We start from the raw sequence: 13,366 nt of genomic DNA on the forward strand, positions 1-13,366 counted from the left end.
GGGCAGGGCCCCGGGGATGTCGTCCACCCGCCGGGGCCCCGAGGCGAGCAGGGTCAGACCTGCGTCCGGTCCTGCACCACCTTCGCGATCTTGGCGATCGCCTCGTCGAACGGGATGCCGTTCTCCTGCGAGCCGTCGCGGTAGCGGAAGGAGACCGAGCCGGCCGCCATGTCGTCGTCGCCCGCGATGACCATGAAGGGCACCTTCTGCTTCTGGGCGTTGCGGATCTTCTTCTGCATACGGTCGGAGGAGGCGTCCACCTCCACGCGCAGGCCCTGCTTCTTCGCCGCCGCGGCGAACTTCTGCAGGTAGTCGACGTGCGCGTCACCGATCGGGATGCCGATCGCCTGGACCGGGGCCAGCCAGGCGGGGAAGGCGCCGGCGTAGTGCTCCAGGAGCACCGCGAAGAAGCGCTCGATCGAGCCGAAGAGGGCCCGGTGGATCATGACCGGACGCTGCTTGGAGCCGTCGGCGGCCGTGTACTCCAGGTCGAAGCGCTCGGGCAGGTTGAAGTCGAGCTGGATGGTCGACATCTGCCAGGTGCGGCCGATCGCGTCCTTGGTCTGGACGGAGATCTTCGGGCCGTAGAAGGCGGCGCCGCCCGGGTCGGGGACCAGCGGCAGGCCCTGCTTCTCGGCGACCTGGCGGAGAGTCTCCGTGGCCTCCTCCCAGACCTCGTCGGAGCCGACGAACTTCTCCGGGTCCTTGGTGGACAGCTCCAGGTAGAAGTCGGTCAGGCCGTAGTCACGGAGCAGGCCGAGGACGAAGGTGAGCGTCTTGTCGAGCTCGTCCGACATCTGCTCACGGGTGCAGTAGATGTGCGCGTCGTCCTGGGTGAAGCCGCGGGCCCGGGTCAGGCCGTGCACGACGCCCGACTTCTCGTACCGGTACACGGTCCCGAACTCGAAGAGGCGCAGCGGCAGTTCACGGTACGAGCGGCCGCGCGCGTCGAAGATCAGGTTGTGCATCGGGCAGTTCATGGGCTTGAGGTAGTAGTCCACGCCCTCGTCGAGCTGCATGGGCGGGTACATGCCCTCGGCGTACCAGTCGAGGTGGCCCGACGTCTCGAAGAGCTTCCCCTTGGTCGCGTGCGGGGTGTAGACGAACTCGTAGCCCTCTTCCTCGTGGCGGCGCCGCGAGTAGTCCTCCATCACGCGGCGGACGATGCCGCCCTTGGGGTGGAAGACGGCGAGGCCGGAGCCGATCTGCTCCGGGATGGAGAACAGGTCGAGCTCGTTGCCCAGCTTGCGGTGGTCGCGCTTCTCGGCCTCGGCGAGGAAGTCGAGGTACGCCTTCAGCTCGTCCTTTGACGGCCAGGCGGTGCCGTAGATGCGCTGGAGCATCGGGTTCTTCTCGCTGCCGCGCCAGTAGGCGGCCGCGTTGCGCATCAGCTTGAACGCCGGGATCAGCCGGGTGGAGGGCAGGTGGGGACCGCGGCAGAGGTCCTTCCAGCACAGCTCGCCGGTCTTGGCGTCCAGGTTGTCGTAGATCGTCAGCTCGCCGGCGCCGACCTCGACGTCCGCGCCGTCCTCGGAGGAGGCGGAGCCCTTGAGGCCGATCAGTTCCAGTTTGTACGGCTCGGCGGCGAGCTCCTCGCGGGCGGCCTCGTCGGTGACCACACGGCGGGAGAACTTCTGGCCCCGCTTCTGGATCTCCTGCATCTTCTTCTCGACGGCCTTGAGATCCTCGGGGGTGAACGGCTTCTCGACGTCGAAGTCGTAGTAGAAGCCGTCCTTGACCGGCGGGCCGATGCCCAGCTTGGCTTCGGGGAAGATCTCCTGCACGGCCTGGGCCATGACGTGCGCGGTGGAGTGGCGCAGGATGTTCAGGCCGTCCTCGGAGGAGATCTCGACGCCCTCGACGGTCTCGCCGTCCTTGAGCTCGTAGGTGAGGTCCTTGAGCTCGCCGCCCACGCGCGCCGCGATGATCGAGCGCTCGCCGGCGAAGAGGTCGGCGGCCGTAGTGCCCGTCGTCACCACGCGTTCTTCCCGCTCGGAATCGCGTTGGATGATCACACGGACGTCTGACACCGGTCTCTCCTGACTGCAGGTGGGGTGCGGCGCCATACCGGGAGCGCGCGCAATAGGGGATCGTACCGACCCGGACCGGCCGACCGCGAAACGGTCACCCACAGTCCCCGGCCAGTCGCAACCCCGTGCCCATCGCGGCCGTCCTCAGTCGCAGTCCTCCCCACTGCACGCCTCCTCGAAGAAGTCGAGGTTCTCCTGGAGCGACTTCAGCAGCCGGTCCCGCTCGGCCTCGTCCACCTGCACCGGTACGACCCCGGAGGCCCCGGTCAGCCGCCGGAAGCCGCCGCGGCTCTCCAGCCGCCCGTGCACCCGCACCGGCAGTCCGACGAGGTGGGCGTGTCCGGCTATCCGGTAGTCCTCCTCGTCCAGCGTCACGCGTACGTGCGGCACCTCGGCACCCGCGAGCACCCGCAGCCGTACGCTGCCCTCGCCGCGCGGCCCCGACCGGCGCATCCGGACGACGGAACCGGTGATCCGCACCGGCACGGACGGTTCGTCGCGCAGATAGCGGGCGCCCGCCTCGCGCAGGGCGGGCAGGTCGCCGGGCGAGAACTCGACCGGTTCGGCGGACGCCGCGCAGTCCTCGGGGACGCCCGCGGCCGGCGCCCACTCGACGGCGATCCGGGCTCCCTCGGTGCCGCGCACCAGGGCGACGAGGGACTCGGTGAGCTCCCGGCTGACGCCGGCCTCGACCGCGCCGTCGAAGGCGTCCATGCCGCCGGTGGCCCGCTGGTAGTCGATGGCCTCGCGGATGGCGTACAGGGCCTGCTGGAGGCGTACGGCGAGCGGGCGGGCGGCGGCCACGGGGGCGAAGGCGGTGAGCCTGCGGCCACCGGTCGCCGAGCCGACCAGGACGTTCTCCAGCATCACGGCCGCCGACCGACGGTGCCGGGCGCCGTAGTAGCCCGCACGCGCGCGTGTGGCGAGCGCGGCCGCGAGCAGCATCTGCCGGGCGGCCGTGCGCAGCTGTTCCTCGACCGTCCAGGGCGCGGTGTCCACCGGTCCGGGCGGTACGTCCCGCCACCAGCGGATCTCGTCGCTGGGCACGGCGAGTCCGACGAGGACCTCACGCGCCGAGGGGTTGCCGCTGCGGGACAGGGCGACCAGGGCCTCGCCGAGCAGGTCGTCGCTGTCGGGGAAGGCCCGGCTCTCGGGCACCAGCAGGCTGGTCCCGCCGCCGCCCGGCCCGGGCGGGGTCCAGCGGCCGTAGCGCCCGGGGGCGCCGCCGCGCCGCTGCCAGCCGTGCCGGTGCAGCAGGGCGCCGAGCACGGCGGGGTCGACGTCGGCGGGGTCGGGGGGACGGTTCCAGTGGGCGGCGTCCCCGGTGACGGGATGCGGCCTGCCCTCCCGCAGGGGCTCGTCGTACGGACGGTCCCTCATGGTCTGCCTCCCGTCCCGACCCGCGTCATGATCTCGCACAGCGCCCGGTCGTCGAAGATGCGCGAGGTCGGGATCCGAACGGTGGTCCGGTGCCGGCCGGTGATCGGGTGGCCGGCCAGGTTGACCCAGTAGCAGCAGTGCCGCAGGTCGAGCCGGTCGTGGCTGGCGCGCAGCCAGTCGTCCTGGGAGCGGGGCACCAGCATCACGACGAGGATCTTGTGCACCGAGACCGGGGTGCGGGCGAGCTTGCGCAGATGGTCGTTGTCGAGGGTGAAGGAGAAGAAGCGGCCCGGCGGGTTCGGCGCGATCTGGTACGTGCACTTCAGCTGCACCTTGATGGTCACCTCGTCGTCGACGGTGTGGCCGGGTGAGCCATGGCTGACGTGCCAGTCGATGCCGTTGTCCGGGAACGGCTGCGACAGCGAGCAGCCGGCCGCCGCGGCGACCGCGTGCAGATAACCCACCTGCAGTGTCTCCATGCAGGCGGTGGTGGCGAGTGTGCCGCGATGGGGTGCCGTCCGTTCGGGCAGCAGCCCGCCCCGCTCGGGCTGCGCTATCACCATGACCAACAGCCTTCCAAGCCAAGTGTTTCCCCGCTGCGGGCCGCTGAACTGCAAAGACCCGCACTCCTGTTGTGTCCTTCCGGCGTACGGCGCAAACAGCCCGGGTATCACCAAACAGGCAGAAGACGGGACGTCAGCTGCCGTGGGTGAACGAGGAGTTGTGTTGCGATGACGTGCTGGTACGAGGGGCCGCTGGCCGCCTTCGACACGGAGACCACGGGCGTGGACGTCGAGACCGACCGGATCGTGTCGGCCGCCGTCGTCGTCCAGGACGCCCCGGGCACCCGGCCCCGGGTGACCCGTTGGCTGGTCAACCCGGGTGTGCCGGTGCCGGAGGCGGCGACGGCGGTGCACGGGCTGACGGAGGAACATCTGCAGCGCAACGGCCGCTGGCCGGCGCCGGTGATGTTCGAGATAGCGGAGGAGCTGGCCGAGCACGCGACCATGCACCGCCCGCTGGTGGTGATGAACGCGCCGTTCGATCTGACGCTCCTGGACCGCGAGTTGCGCCGCCATCGCGCGTCGTCGCTCGACCGCTGGTTTGAGTCGTCACCGCTGTTGGTGCTCGACCCGCGGGTCCTGGACAAGCACCTCGACCGCTACCGCAAGGGCCGCCGCACGCTGACGGACCTGTGCGCGCACTACGGCGTCGTGCTGGAGGGCGCGCACGACGCGGGCGCGGACGCGCTGGCCGCGCTGGAGGTCGTACGGGCGCTCGGGCGGCGCTTCGCGACCCGGCTGGAGCGCCTGTCCCCCGCCGAACTGCACACCCTGCAGACCACCTGGCACGCGGCACAGGCCCGCGGCCTGCAGGCCTGGTTCGCACGCAGCGGCTCGGACGAGGCGGTGAGCACGGACTGGCCGCTGCGACCGGAGCTGCCGGCGGCGGCGTAGCGGCTCAGGGGCCCGGCATCGGACCCCGGTGATGGGCCGACAAAAAAGCCGGTCCGCGAGTTGCGGACCGGCTCTTTCCCGGTGGGCGATACTGGGTTCGAACCAGTGACCTCTTCGGTGTGAACGAAGCGCTCTCCCACTGAGCTAATCGCCCGGGAACGCACTGAACAATACAGGTCCGGGCGGGCTTCCTTCAAACCGCTTCGAGGTACGCGGCCAGGCCGCGCCGCCCGGCCCGCATCATCAGCCGGTGGTTGGCGCGGAAGAACGGGCGTCCGGGCACGGCCAGTCGCCGCAGCAGGGGCTTGCCGACGTCGACCACCTGGTCGTAGCGGGCGAGGGTGCCGGAGCCGTCGGGGGTGACGGTCCAGCGGGCCCAGCCGTCCATGTCGCCGGACAGCGCCGTCTCCAGGACCCCGGCGGCCGGGTCGCGGCGCACCTCGCGCGCGGTGAAGGTCAGGTCGTACGGGAGGAACGCGCGGATGGTGAACAGGCCCGTGGTGTCGTCGAGACGGTGCACCGAGCGCACCTGGGGCCACCAGCACGGGTAGTCCTGGGGACGCTCCAGGGCCCCGTAGACGACGCCGGCCGGCGCAGTCAGGGACCACAGGCTGAGGAAGCGGTAGTGGGTCCAGTCCATGGGCGGAGTCTGCCCGTACCCAGCGCCGCACACCGGGATCTGAGTACGTTCTGAGTATGCGCACTCATGTCGGGTGACGTGACGCGGACCACACTCCAGGGCATGACGTACCCTCTGCCCCCGGTCGAGGAGCTGCGGCTCATCGATGCGGAGCTGTGGCAACTCGACGCCCGCCGGGCCCAGTTGCTGACCCGCCGCGCCCGGCTGGTCGCCGCCCTGCACCGTCCGGTGCCGCCGATGCCCCTCGCGCCGCCGCGCCCCGAGGCCTCCGCGCCACGCGTGCAGAACGTGCTGCTCGTGCTCGGCGGTGTGCTCCTGACCATCGCGGCGGTGGCGTTCACGCTGGTCAGCTGGGGGCATCTGGGCATCGCCGGGCGGGCCCTGGTGCTCGGCGCGGTCACCCTGGCCGCGCTCGCGGCGCCGGTGGCGCTGCTGAAGCGGGGGCTCGGATCCACGGCCGAGTCGGTGGCGGGTCTGGGTCTCGCGCTGACCGTGCTCGACGCGTACGCGCTGCACGAGGTGGCGTTCACCGGCACGGGCGGCATGGCATACGCGGCGCTCGCCGCGGCGGCACTGGCGGGACTGTGGGCGGCGTACGGGCTGCTGCCGCCGACGGCACGGCTGCGCTCGCCCGTCCCCGCCGCGCTGCTCTCGGCCCAACTCCCACTGCTTCTCTGGGCGCTGGCAGTGGGCGGGGGCCCGTACCGCATCGCGTCGGCGCTCCTGGCGACGGCCGGGTTCGACACGGTCGTAGCACTCCTGAGCACCGCCGGGGCCGTCCGCCTCGTCGCCGCCCTCGGCGCGTGCGGCACGGGCGCCCTCGGCACATGGACGGCCGGCTGGCTCTCCTGGGACGCAGCCGGCCCGAGCGCCGCCGCCCGTGCGGCGGCGCTCCTCGCCCTCGCGGCGGTGATCGCGCTCGGCGCCGCATGGCGCCTGGAGCAGCCGGTCACCGCCGCGGGTGGCGCTGTGGCGGGTGGTCTGCTGCTGGTGACGGCGTTCGGCGGCCTCCTGCGCGTGACGCTGCCGGACGACTGGACGGTGCCCGGCCATCTGGCCTTGGGCGTCGCCCTGCTGGCGGCCGTACGAGCTCCGCTCCCCGAGCCAGTACGCCGTGGTCTTCTGCTGGCCTCGGGCAGTGTCCAGGCCCTGGCGCTGCTGTGGACCGTCCCGTTGGTCGCCGTCACCCTCCTGGGCCCCGTCGCCCGGGCGACACACGTCTGGTCCGGCGCCCCGTCCGACGCGCGCGCCACGGTGACGGCCGACGCGCCGTGGCCGCCGCACGCGGTGGCGGTGCCGGTCGTCCTCGCGGTCGTCACCGCCGTACTGCTACTGGCAGTCCGCAATACGACCTGGCGCCCACGGGCCCTCGTCGGCGCCCTGACCCTGGCGTGGGCCACCGCTCTCGTCCTCCCGGCGGTGCTCGAACTGCCGTATGCCGCCGGGCTGTCGGTCCAGGGGGTCACGACGGGGGCACCGCTGCTGGTGGCCGGATCCATACGTCGCCACGCCTTCGCGCAGGAGCCCGACCGCCCGAGCGCGCAGGCGACCGCCTACCTGCCCGCGCAGGTGACCGCCCTGGTCCTCGCGCTCCTCGCCTCCCTTGCCCTCTCCTTCGGCGCGCTCGCGTCGCGGACGGCGACCTTGACCGTGCTCTGCGCCCTGACGGCGCTGTTCGCGGGGGCATCCCTCGTCTCGCGTCTCGCCCCGGTCACGGCCCCCGCCGCGCTCACCCACGCCTCCGCGCTCGCCGTCGCCACGGGCGCCGCCGCCGACTGGCAGCCGTCCCACACGGCCCTGCTCGTGCTGGCGGTCCCCGTGGCCGCCGCGCTCCTCGCCGCGCGTCTCGGCGACTCCCCCGCGACCGTTCCGGTGGAGGCGGCGGGAGCGGCGGCCGGGCTGCTCGCGGCCGGGCTCGCCCTCGCCGACCCGCCGATGCTGGCCCTGGTGCTCGGCCTGTGCGCAGTGATCACCGCGGGCGTGGCGATCCGCCCCGACCGCCGCCCCGCCGGCTATGCGTCCGCGGCCCTGTTCGCCCTGGCCGCCTGGGTGCGGCTGGCGTCCTGGGGTGTCTCGGCACCCGAGGCGTACACGCTCCCGGTCACCGTCCCGGCGCTGTTCCTCGGCGTACTGCGCAGGCGGCACGATCCGCGGACCTCGTCCTGGACGGCGTACGGCCCCGGACTCGGCGCCACCTTGCTGCCGAGCCTCGCCGCCGCCTGGGGCGACCCACACTGGACCCGTCCCCTGCTGCTGGGCACGGCGGCGCTCCTGCTCACCCTGCTGGGCGCCCGGCACCGGCTGCAGGCGCCGCTCGTGCTCGGCGGCGGCGTGCTCACCCTGGTCGCGCTGCACGAACTCGCCCCGTACCTCGTGCAGATGGCCGGCGCGCTGCCCCGCTGGGTGCCTCCCGCCCTCGCCGGACTGCTCCTGCTCGCGCTCGGGGCGACGTACGAGCAGCGCATCCGGGACGTCCGGCGGGTGCGGGAGGTCCTCGGGAAGATGAACTGAGCGGTTACGACGGCATCTTGTCGCCGAGCAGCGCCAGGTTCTCGATGGCGGCGAGGCCGTAGAGCGCGGTGTCGTTCGAGGACACCCAGCTCGCCTCGCCGCCCTCGACCAGCGTGGCCGGGCCGGTCAGCTGCTCCGTCTTCCACGGCGAGGACTCCGCATAGCCGTCGGAGCTGTAGAACTTCGTCCAGGCACGCTTGGCGAGCGTCGCGTCGCCGGTCTGTACGGCGGCATAGGCGTCGAGGCGCGAATGGCCCTGGAAGAGCAGCAGGGTGCCGAAGTTGGAGCCGTAACGGGCCGTCTGCTCGGCCTTGGTGGCGTTGAAATAGCGGCAGTAGTCGAGGTAGGCCTCCTTGAACCGCGGCATGTCGACGAGGTGGATGAGCTCGGCGCACAGTTCGTTGAGGCCGAAGACGGCGGAGAGGTGGGACACCGAGACCACGGGCGCCTCGGCGACGGCGAACCTGCCGGTGTCGAGGTCGTACAGACCGCTGCCCTGCACGAAGCCGTTGGGCTGGGCGGCGATGGTCTCCATGGTGGACAGCACGCGCGCCTTGGCCTTCTCCCACTTGGGGCCCTTGCGCTCCCACTCGGTGAGCCAGGCCGACACCAGTCCGCTCCAGTCGGTGCCGAAGCCGATGGACAGGGCGTGCCGGTCGGGTGTGTACGGCTCGGTGCGGATCTTGCGGATCGGGTCGAGGACGAGGAACGTCTCGTCGGAGTCGACATTGGCGTGCATGAGGTCGCCGACGCGCTCGTCGGCGGTGAGGAAGTAGTAGTAGCGCCGGTAGGTGGTGTTGGCGATGCGCTGCTGCTTGGCGCTGTCGGCGAAGTGCTGCACGCCGTGCCGGGTACCGAGTCCGGCCCATTTACCCAGGTGGTAGACGTCGACCTCGCCGGTGTGCCGGGTCATGGCCTCGGCGAAGCGGAAGATGTCGGCGCGGCCGGAGCGCAGGTAGGCGAACCAGAGCCACAGGTCGGGCGACAGCTCGGAGTTGTCCCAGGCGTAGCCGCCGACGTCGTACCGCCACTGGTGCCGGACCGTGTCATAGGTGTGCATGATGTCGCCGTAGTCCCAGAAGCCGTACCAACGGCGCATCTCCACCTGGTCCTTGTAGTAGGTGAAGAGGAAGTCGAGGTGGTCCTCGATCTTCGCCTTGGCGGCCGTCGAGCGGTCGGGTTCGGAGTAGAGGCCGGGGCCGAAGACCTTGGCCTTGATCAGCTGCTTGGGCGGGGCGGCGAGCTGCGGCAGGACGCGGACCGCGGCGACCTGGTCGGCGAGGGTCTGCGGGTCCGGGGTGGACTCGTCGGCCCAGAAGAGGAGTTCGGAGGTGCGGGCGATGCCGTAGGGGGTGCCGAACTCGGGCTCGTAGTCCTCGTAGGTGATGTTGAGTCCCTCCAATTGCTCGGGGTAGGTGTCCTGGCCCATGCCGTCGTGGTAGAAGCGCAGGTCCATGGGCTGTGCCTCGGGCGACCAGAGCCAGAGGGTGACGGTCGCCTCGTCGGTGTGGGCGTCGCGGATGTCGAGCTGGGCGGGGAATTTCTCCCAGAAGTCCCTGAGCCCGAAGGAGAATCCGCCGCTCGCCCCGCCCACATAGCCGAACCCGGAGGCCCGCCCGCCACCGCCGGCGGCGATCCAGCCGTACCCCTTCCTCGTCCGCTTGCGGACGGTGAAGCCGTCGGCGGAGAGCTGGGAGAGGGTGTAGTCGCCCCACTGCGGGATGTACTGGAGCCGGGTCGTGACGCGCTGGTCCCAGGTGGCGGGATCGGGCAGTTTCCGCCCCGCGTACTGGGCCGCCTGCACGGCCGCCCCCGGGTCGCGGCGCAGCCCGGTGATGCCCTGGACGGCCTCCCGCAACAGGCCCGTTCCCTCGCCGCCGATGCGGATGTGCCGGTCGTAGGCGGCGTCCCGCATGGGCACGGTGAAGCGGACGCCGAGCCCGCGGACGAAGTCGCCGCTCGCCTTCCCCGGCTCCTGCGTCCCGTCGTAGGTGATCGTGTGCACCATCCGGAAGGAGCCGGCGCCCGCGTAGAAGTAGAGCCGGATCGAGAACGGCAGCCAACTGCGGTCGCCCTTGCGGTGCTTGCCGTCGATGCGGACCACGGCGCGGACCGGTCCGTCCTGCTCGACGGTGACCGACGCGATCGCGCCGTCGAAGCGCTCGGTCTTCACCGTGCCCTGGTCCTCGTCCTCGATCTCCGGTCGGCGGAGGAGGACGAGACGGCCGTTCCTGGCGATCTCCTTCGAGCCGCGGGTGACCGACTTGACGAGCGCGGCACCGGACGTGCCGATCCGGACGGTGATGACGCCCGTCGACACATCGACGGTCCCACCGCTCTTGTCGACGGTCACCTTCTTGTCGGGGGACTGCGGCGCGCCTGCCGCGAGGGTGAGCTTTCCGCTGCCCGAGGAGACCGCGTGCGCGGTCCACTTGAGGGAGCCGTCCGGCCAGTGGGCGATCGGCCAGGACTGCACGGGCACGGCCCTGCCGTCCGAGTCCGTCAGCGCGAAGGTCTGGTCCTCCTGGTACGCGCCCATCGGCCAGGGCACGCCGACGGTGGAGCCGGGGGCCGCGCCGAGGCCGCCGTCCTCCAGCCAGTCGAGGGTCACCGGGTCCGCGTCGGCGGCCTGGGCTCTCGGCGCGGCCTGGGCGTCCTTCGACCCCAGTGCCCAGCTGAACTGGGCGGCGGCTCCGGCAACGGCCGCTGCCTTGAGGAGGGACCTGCGGGGAATGGGAGACATGAGAAATTCCGCCTTTCCTTTCCGTGCGAGTGCAAGGTGGTCAGGGCAAAGGTGATCAGGGGCATGACAGTGCGAGGTACGGCACCGAGGCACCGACCCTGATCGAGGAACCGCCGCTCAGCGGCGGCGGTACCGCTCCTCCACGGCGACGGCCGCGGCCACGACGGCCCCCAGCACGGGGACCGCGAGCGGCGCGATGAGCAGCGCGGAGCAGACGACGAGCACAGCTCCGCCGACGAGCAGGAAGGATCCGGCGGGGTCGAGCACGGTACGACGGCCCGCGTCCGCGAGCAGAGCGCGCCAGGTGTTCCCCGGCGCCCAGACCGCGGCCGCCCGCAGCGCGGCGACGGCGAGCCCGATCACCGCGAACATCCCCGCGGCCCCGACGAGCGGCCCACCCGGCAGTCCGGCTCGCACGGCCTGGACGTCCACCCAGGCGGCGGCCACCGCACCCCACCCGACGGCGCCGACGACCCAGCCGCCGCGCAGGGCGGCCCGGAAGTCCACGACGAACTCCCGCCACCCCCCGCGCTCATGGGCCGTACGCCGCCGCAGATGCCGGGCGCCGGCCGCAAAGGCCGCCGGCCAGGTGACGACCCCCAGCGAGGCCACGGCGATCCACACGCCCGTGAGCAGGCACTCGGCGAAGACAGCGAACCTCTCCGCGAACACCGACTCGCGCCGCACCCTCACCCGTACGTCGGCCACGGCTTCAGCCCTTCAGTCCGGAGGTCGCCATGCCGTCGATCAGATACCGCTGGAAGGCGAGGAAGAACAGCAGTACGGGCAGCAGCGCGACCAGCGACATGGCGATCATGCCGCCGTAGTTGGCGGCCACGCCGTCGGAGTCGCGGAACATCATCAGCCCCAGGGAGACGGTGTACTTGCCGGGCTCGTTGAGGTAGATCAGCGGGCCCATGAAGTCGTTCCAGGCGTTGATGAAGGTGAAGATCGCGCTGGTGATGAGCGCGGGCCTGCACAGCGGCAGCACGATCGACCAGTAGATGCGCAGATGACCGCAGCCGTCCAGCCGGGCGGCCTCGTCCAGCTCGCGGGGCAGGTTCCGCATGAACTGCACCATGAGGAAGACGAAGAAGGCCTCCGTGGCGAGGTACTTGCCGATCAGCAGCGGAGCGTAGGTATTGATCCAGTGCAGCTTCTGGAACATCACGTACTGCGGGATCAGGAGTACGTGGTACGGCAGCAGCAGCGTGCCGATCATGAGTGAGAACAGCAGGTTCCGGCCGGCGAACCTGATGCGGGCGAAGGCGTACGCGGTCAGCGAGCAGGAGATCAGGATGCCGACGACGGAACCGACCGCGTAGAAGAGGGAGTTCTGGAAGAACGTCCAGATGGAGATGTCGGCTATGCCGTCCGCGAGGCCCTTGAAGTTCCCGAGGACCGGATGGCCCGGGAACAGCTGGAGGCTGTTGATGATGTCCTTGCTGGGCTTGAACGAGGCGCCGACGACCCAGACGACCGGGTAGAGGATGACGGCGAGGATCAGCAGGGCGCCCAGGTGCCAGCCGAGCGAGCCGGTCCGCCGACGGCCCACTCCCGTCGCCTTCGTCGTCATGACACTCATCGGGCCTCCTCCTCGTAGTGCACCCACTTCTTCTGGGACCACAAGAGGACGGCCGTCACCAGAGCCACGGCGAGCAGCAGCATCCAGGCCATCGCCGCGGCGAAGCCCATCTGGGAGTTCTTGAAGCCCTGCTGGTAGAGGTAGCAGGTGTAGACGAGCGTGGCGTCCGCGGGCCCGCAGTAGGTGTTGGAGACGACGTACGCCGACCCGAAGATCTGGAACGAGTGGATGGTCTCCAGGAGCACGTTGAAGAACAGCACCGGGGAGATCATCGGCAGGGTGATGTTCCAGAACTTCCTCAGCGGCCCCGCGCCGTCCATCTCGGCGGCCTCGTAGAGCTCCCTGGGCACCTGTTTGAGCCCGGCCAGGAAGATCACCATCGGCGCCCCGAACTGCCAGACGGTGAGCGCCACCAGGGAGTACAGGACCCAGTCGGCGTTGCCGACCCAGCCGCCGACGTGGAAGCCGAGGAAGGACTGCGTACGGTCCACGACGGCGCCGTCGGAGAAGAGCGACCGCCAGACGAAGCCGACCGACACGCTCGCGCCGATGAGCGAGGGCGCGTAGAAGGCGGCCCGGTAGAAGGCCTGGCCACGGCGGCTCTGCGCGAGCAACAGGGCGACGCCGAGGGCGAGCAGCAGCTTCAGCGGGGTGCCGATGACCACGTACTTGGCCGTCACCTCGACCGACTTCTGCCACCGGGGGTCGTCGAACATCTTGCTGAAGTTGTCGAACCCGACCCACTTCGGGGTGTTGAAGAGGTTGTAGTCCGTGAAGGCGAAGTAGAGCGAGGCGGCCATCGGGCCCGCGGTCAGCAGCAGAAAGCCCGCGATCCACGGGGACATGAACAGATAGCCGGCGAGGTTCTCCCGGCGGCTCCGCCGCCCCCTGGCCGTGGGGGCGGCGGAGCGGGCCTTCCGGGTGGCGGGCACGGATTCCTTGACGAGCGTCACGGAGGTTCCCATCGGACTTGTCAGGCTGATCGGGCGGTCGGGCTGATCGGGCTTGTCGGCCTGATCG

General features: G+C 71.1%; 10 protein-coding genes and 1 tRNA gene. 2 read left to right on the forward strand and 9 right to left on the reverse strand.

The window, feature by feature from the left end; genetic code table 11:
- Positions 1–53: 53 nt before the first annotated feature.
- The 3 genes from thrS to ACZ4EG_RS21460 form a co-directional block, all read right to left on the reverse strand.
- The gene (gene thrS / locus ACZ4EG_RS21450) at positions 54–2,030 is read right to left on the reverse strand and encodes a threonine--tRNA ligase (RefSeq protein WP_467791705.1); all 1,977 of its coding nucleotides are present in this window, start codon (positions 2,028–2,030) and stop codon (positions 54–56) included.
- Positions 2,031–2,174: 144 nt separating this feature from the next.
- A complete protein-coding gene (locus tag ACZ4EG_RS21455; protein WP_467791706.1) occupies positions 2,175–3,410 on the reverse strand; it encodes a hypothetical protein in 1,236 nt (411 codons plus the stop codon).
- Positions 3,407–3,973 (reverse strand): DUF4365 domain-containing protein, encoded by a 567-nt coding sequence (locus ACZ4EG_RS21460; RefSeq protein WP_316755150.1) that lies wholly within the window; start codon positions 3,971–3,973, stop codon positions 3,407–3,409. Before ACZ4EG_RS21460 ends, ACZ4EG_RS21455 begins: the two co-directional genes overlap by 4 nt.
- Positions 3,974–4,141: 168 nt before the next feature.
- Between ACZ4EG_RS21460 and ACZ4EG_RS21465 the strand changes: the two genes are divergently transcribed.
- Positions 4,142–4,867, forward strand: coding sequence for a 3'-5' exonuclease (locus tag ACZ4EG_RS21465; RefSeq protein ID WP_363296799.1), 726 nt, complete (start codon positions 4,142–4,144; stop codon positions 4,865–4,867).
- A gap of 82 nt (positions 4,868–4,949) precedes the next feature.
- Here ACZ4EG_RS21465 and ACZ4EG_RS21470 read toward each other — a convergent pair.
- Positions 4,950–5,021: transfer RNA gene (locus ACZ4EG_RS21470), tRNA-Val, on the reverse strand.
- A gap of 39 nt (positions 5,022–5,060) precedes the next feature.
- Positions 5,061–5,507: an SRPBCC family protein gene (locus ACZ4EG_RS21475; RefSeq protein ID WP_453549510.1), complete on the reverse strand. Its 447-nt coding sequence runs from the start codon at positions 5,505–5,507 to the stop codon at positions 5,061–5,063.
- Positions 5,508–5,609: 102 nt separating this feature from the next.
- Between ACZ4EG_RS21475 and ACZ4EG_RS21480 the strand changes: the two genes are divergently transcribed.
- Positions 5,610–8,018, forward strand: a complete 2,409-nt coding sequence (locus tag ACZ4EG_RS21480) for an SCO7613 C-terminal domain-containing membrane protein (RefSeq protein ID WP_467791707.1) — start codon at positions 5,610–5,612, stop codon at positions 8,016–8,018.
- 4 nt (positions 8,019–8,022) lie between these two features.
- Here the strand turns inward: ACZ4EG_RS21480 and ACZ4EG_RS21485 are convergent, their stop codons facing one another.
- The 4 genes from ACZ4EG_RS21485 to ACZ4EG_RS21500 form a co-directional block, all read right to left on the reverse strand.
- Positions 8,023–10,761, reverse strand: coding sequence for an exo-rhamnogalacturonan lyase family protein (locus ACZ4EG_RS21485; protein WP_467791708.1), 2,739 nt, complete (start codon positions 10,759–10,761; stop codon positions 8,023–8,025).
- A gap of 117 nt (positions 10,762–10,878) precedes the next feature.
- Positions 10,879–11,469: a hypothetical protein gene (locus tag ACZ4EG_RS21490; RefSeq protein WP_467791709.1), complete on the reverse strand. Its 591-nt coding sequence runs from the start codon at positions 11,467–11,469 to the stop codon at positions 10,879–10,881.
- Positions 11,470–11,473: 4 nt separating this feature from the next.
- Positions 11,474–12,346: a carbohydrate ABC transporter permease gene (locus ACZ4EG_RS21495; protein WP_467791710.1), complete on the reverse strand. Its 873-nt coding sequence runs from the start codon at positions 12,344–12,346 to the stop codon at positions 11,474–11,476.
- Positions 12,343–13,311 (reverse strand): carbohydrate ABC transporter permease, encoded by a 969-nt coding sequence (locus ACZ4EG_RS21500; protein ID WP_467791711.1) that lies wholly within the window; start codon positions 13,309–13,311, stop codon positions 12,343–12,345. Before ACZ4EG_RS21500 ends, ACZ4EG_RS21495 begins: the two co-directional genes overlap by 4 nt.
- Positions 13,312–13,366 lie beyond the last annotated feature (55 nt).

Source organism: Streptomyces sp. NPDC025638 (genome assembly GCF_055558775.1).

Coding starts and splice junctions, on each gene's coding strand:
- ACZ4EG_RS21455 (WP_467791706.1), bottom strand. CDS start 3,410: ATGAGGGACCGTCCGTACGACGAGCCCCTGCGGGAGGGCAGGCCGCAT.
- ACZ4EG_RS21465 (WP_363296799.1), top strand. CDS start 4,142: ATGACGTGCTGGTACGAGGGGCCGCTGGCCGCCTTCGACACGGAGACC.
- ACZ4EG_RS21460 (WP_316755150.1), bottom strand. CDS start 3,973: ATGGTGATAGCGCAGCCCGAGCGGGGCGGGCTGCTGCCCGAACGGACG.
- ACZ4EG_RS21480 (WP_467791707.1), top strand. CDS start 5,610: ATGACGTACCCTCTGCCCCCGGTCGAGGAGCTGCGGCTCATCGATGCG.
- ACZ4EG_RS21485 (WP_467791708.1), bottom strand. CDS start 10,761: ATGTCTCCCATTCCCCGCAGGTCCCTCCTCAAGGCAGCGGCCGTTGCC.
- ACZ4EG_RS21475 (WP_453549510.1), bottom strand. CDS start 5,507: ATGGACTGGACCCACTACCGCTTCCTCAGCCTGTGGTCCCTGACTGCG.
- ACZ4EG_RS21500 (WP_467791711.1), bottom strand. CDS start 13,311: ATGGGAACCTCCGTGACGCTCGTCAAGGAATCCGTGCCCGCCACCCGG.
- ACZ4EG_RS21495 (WP_467791710.1), bottom strand. CDS start 12,346: ATGAGTGTCATGACGACGAAGGCGACGGGAGTGGGCCGTCGGCGGACC.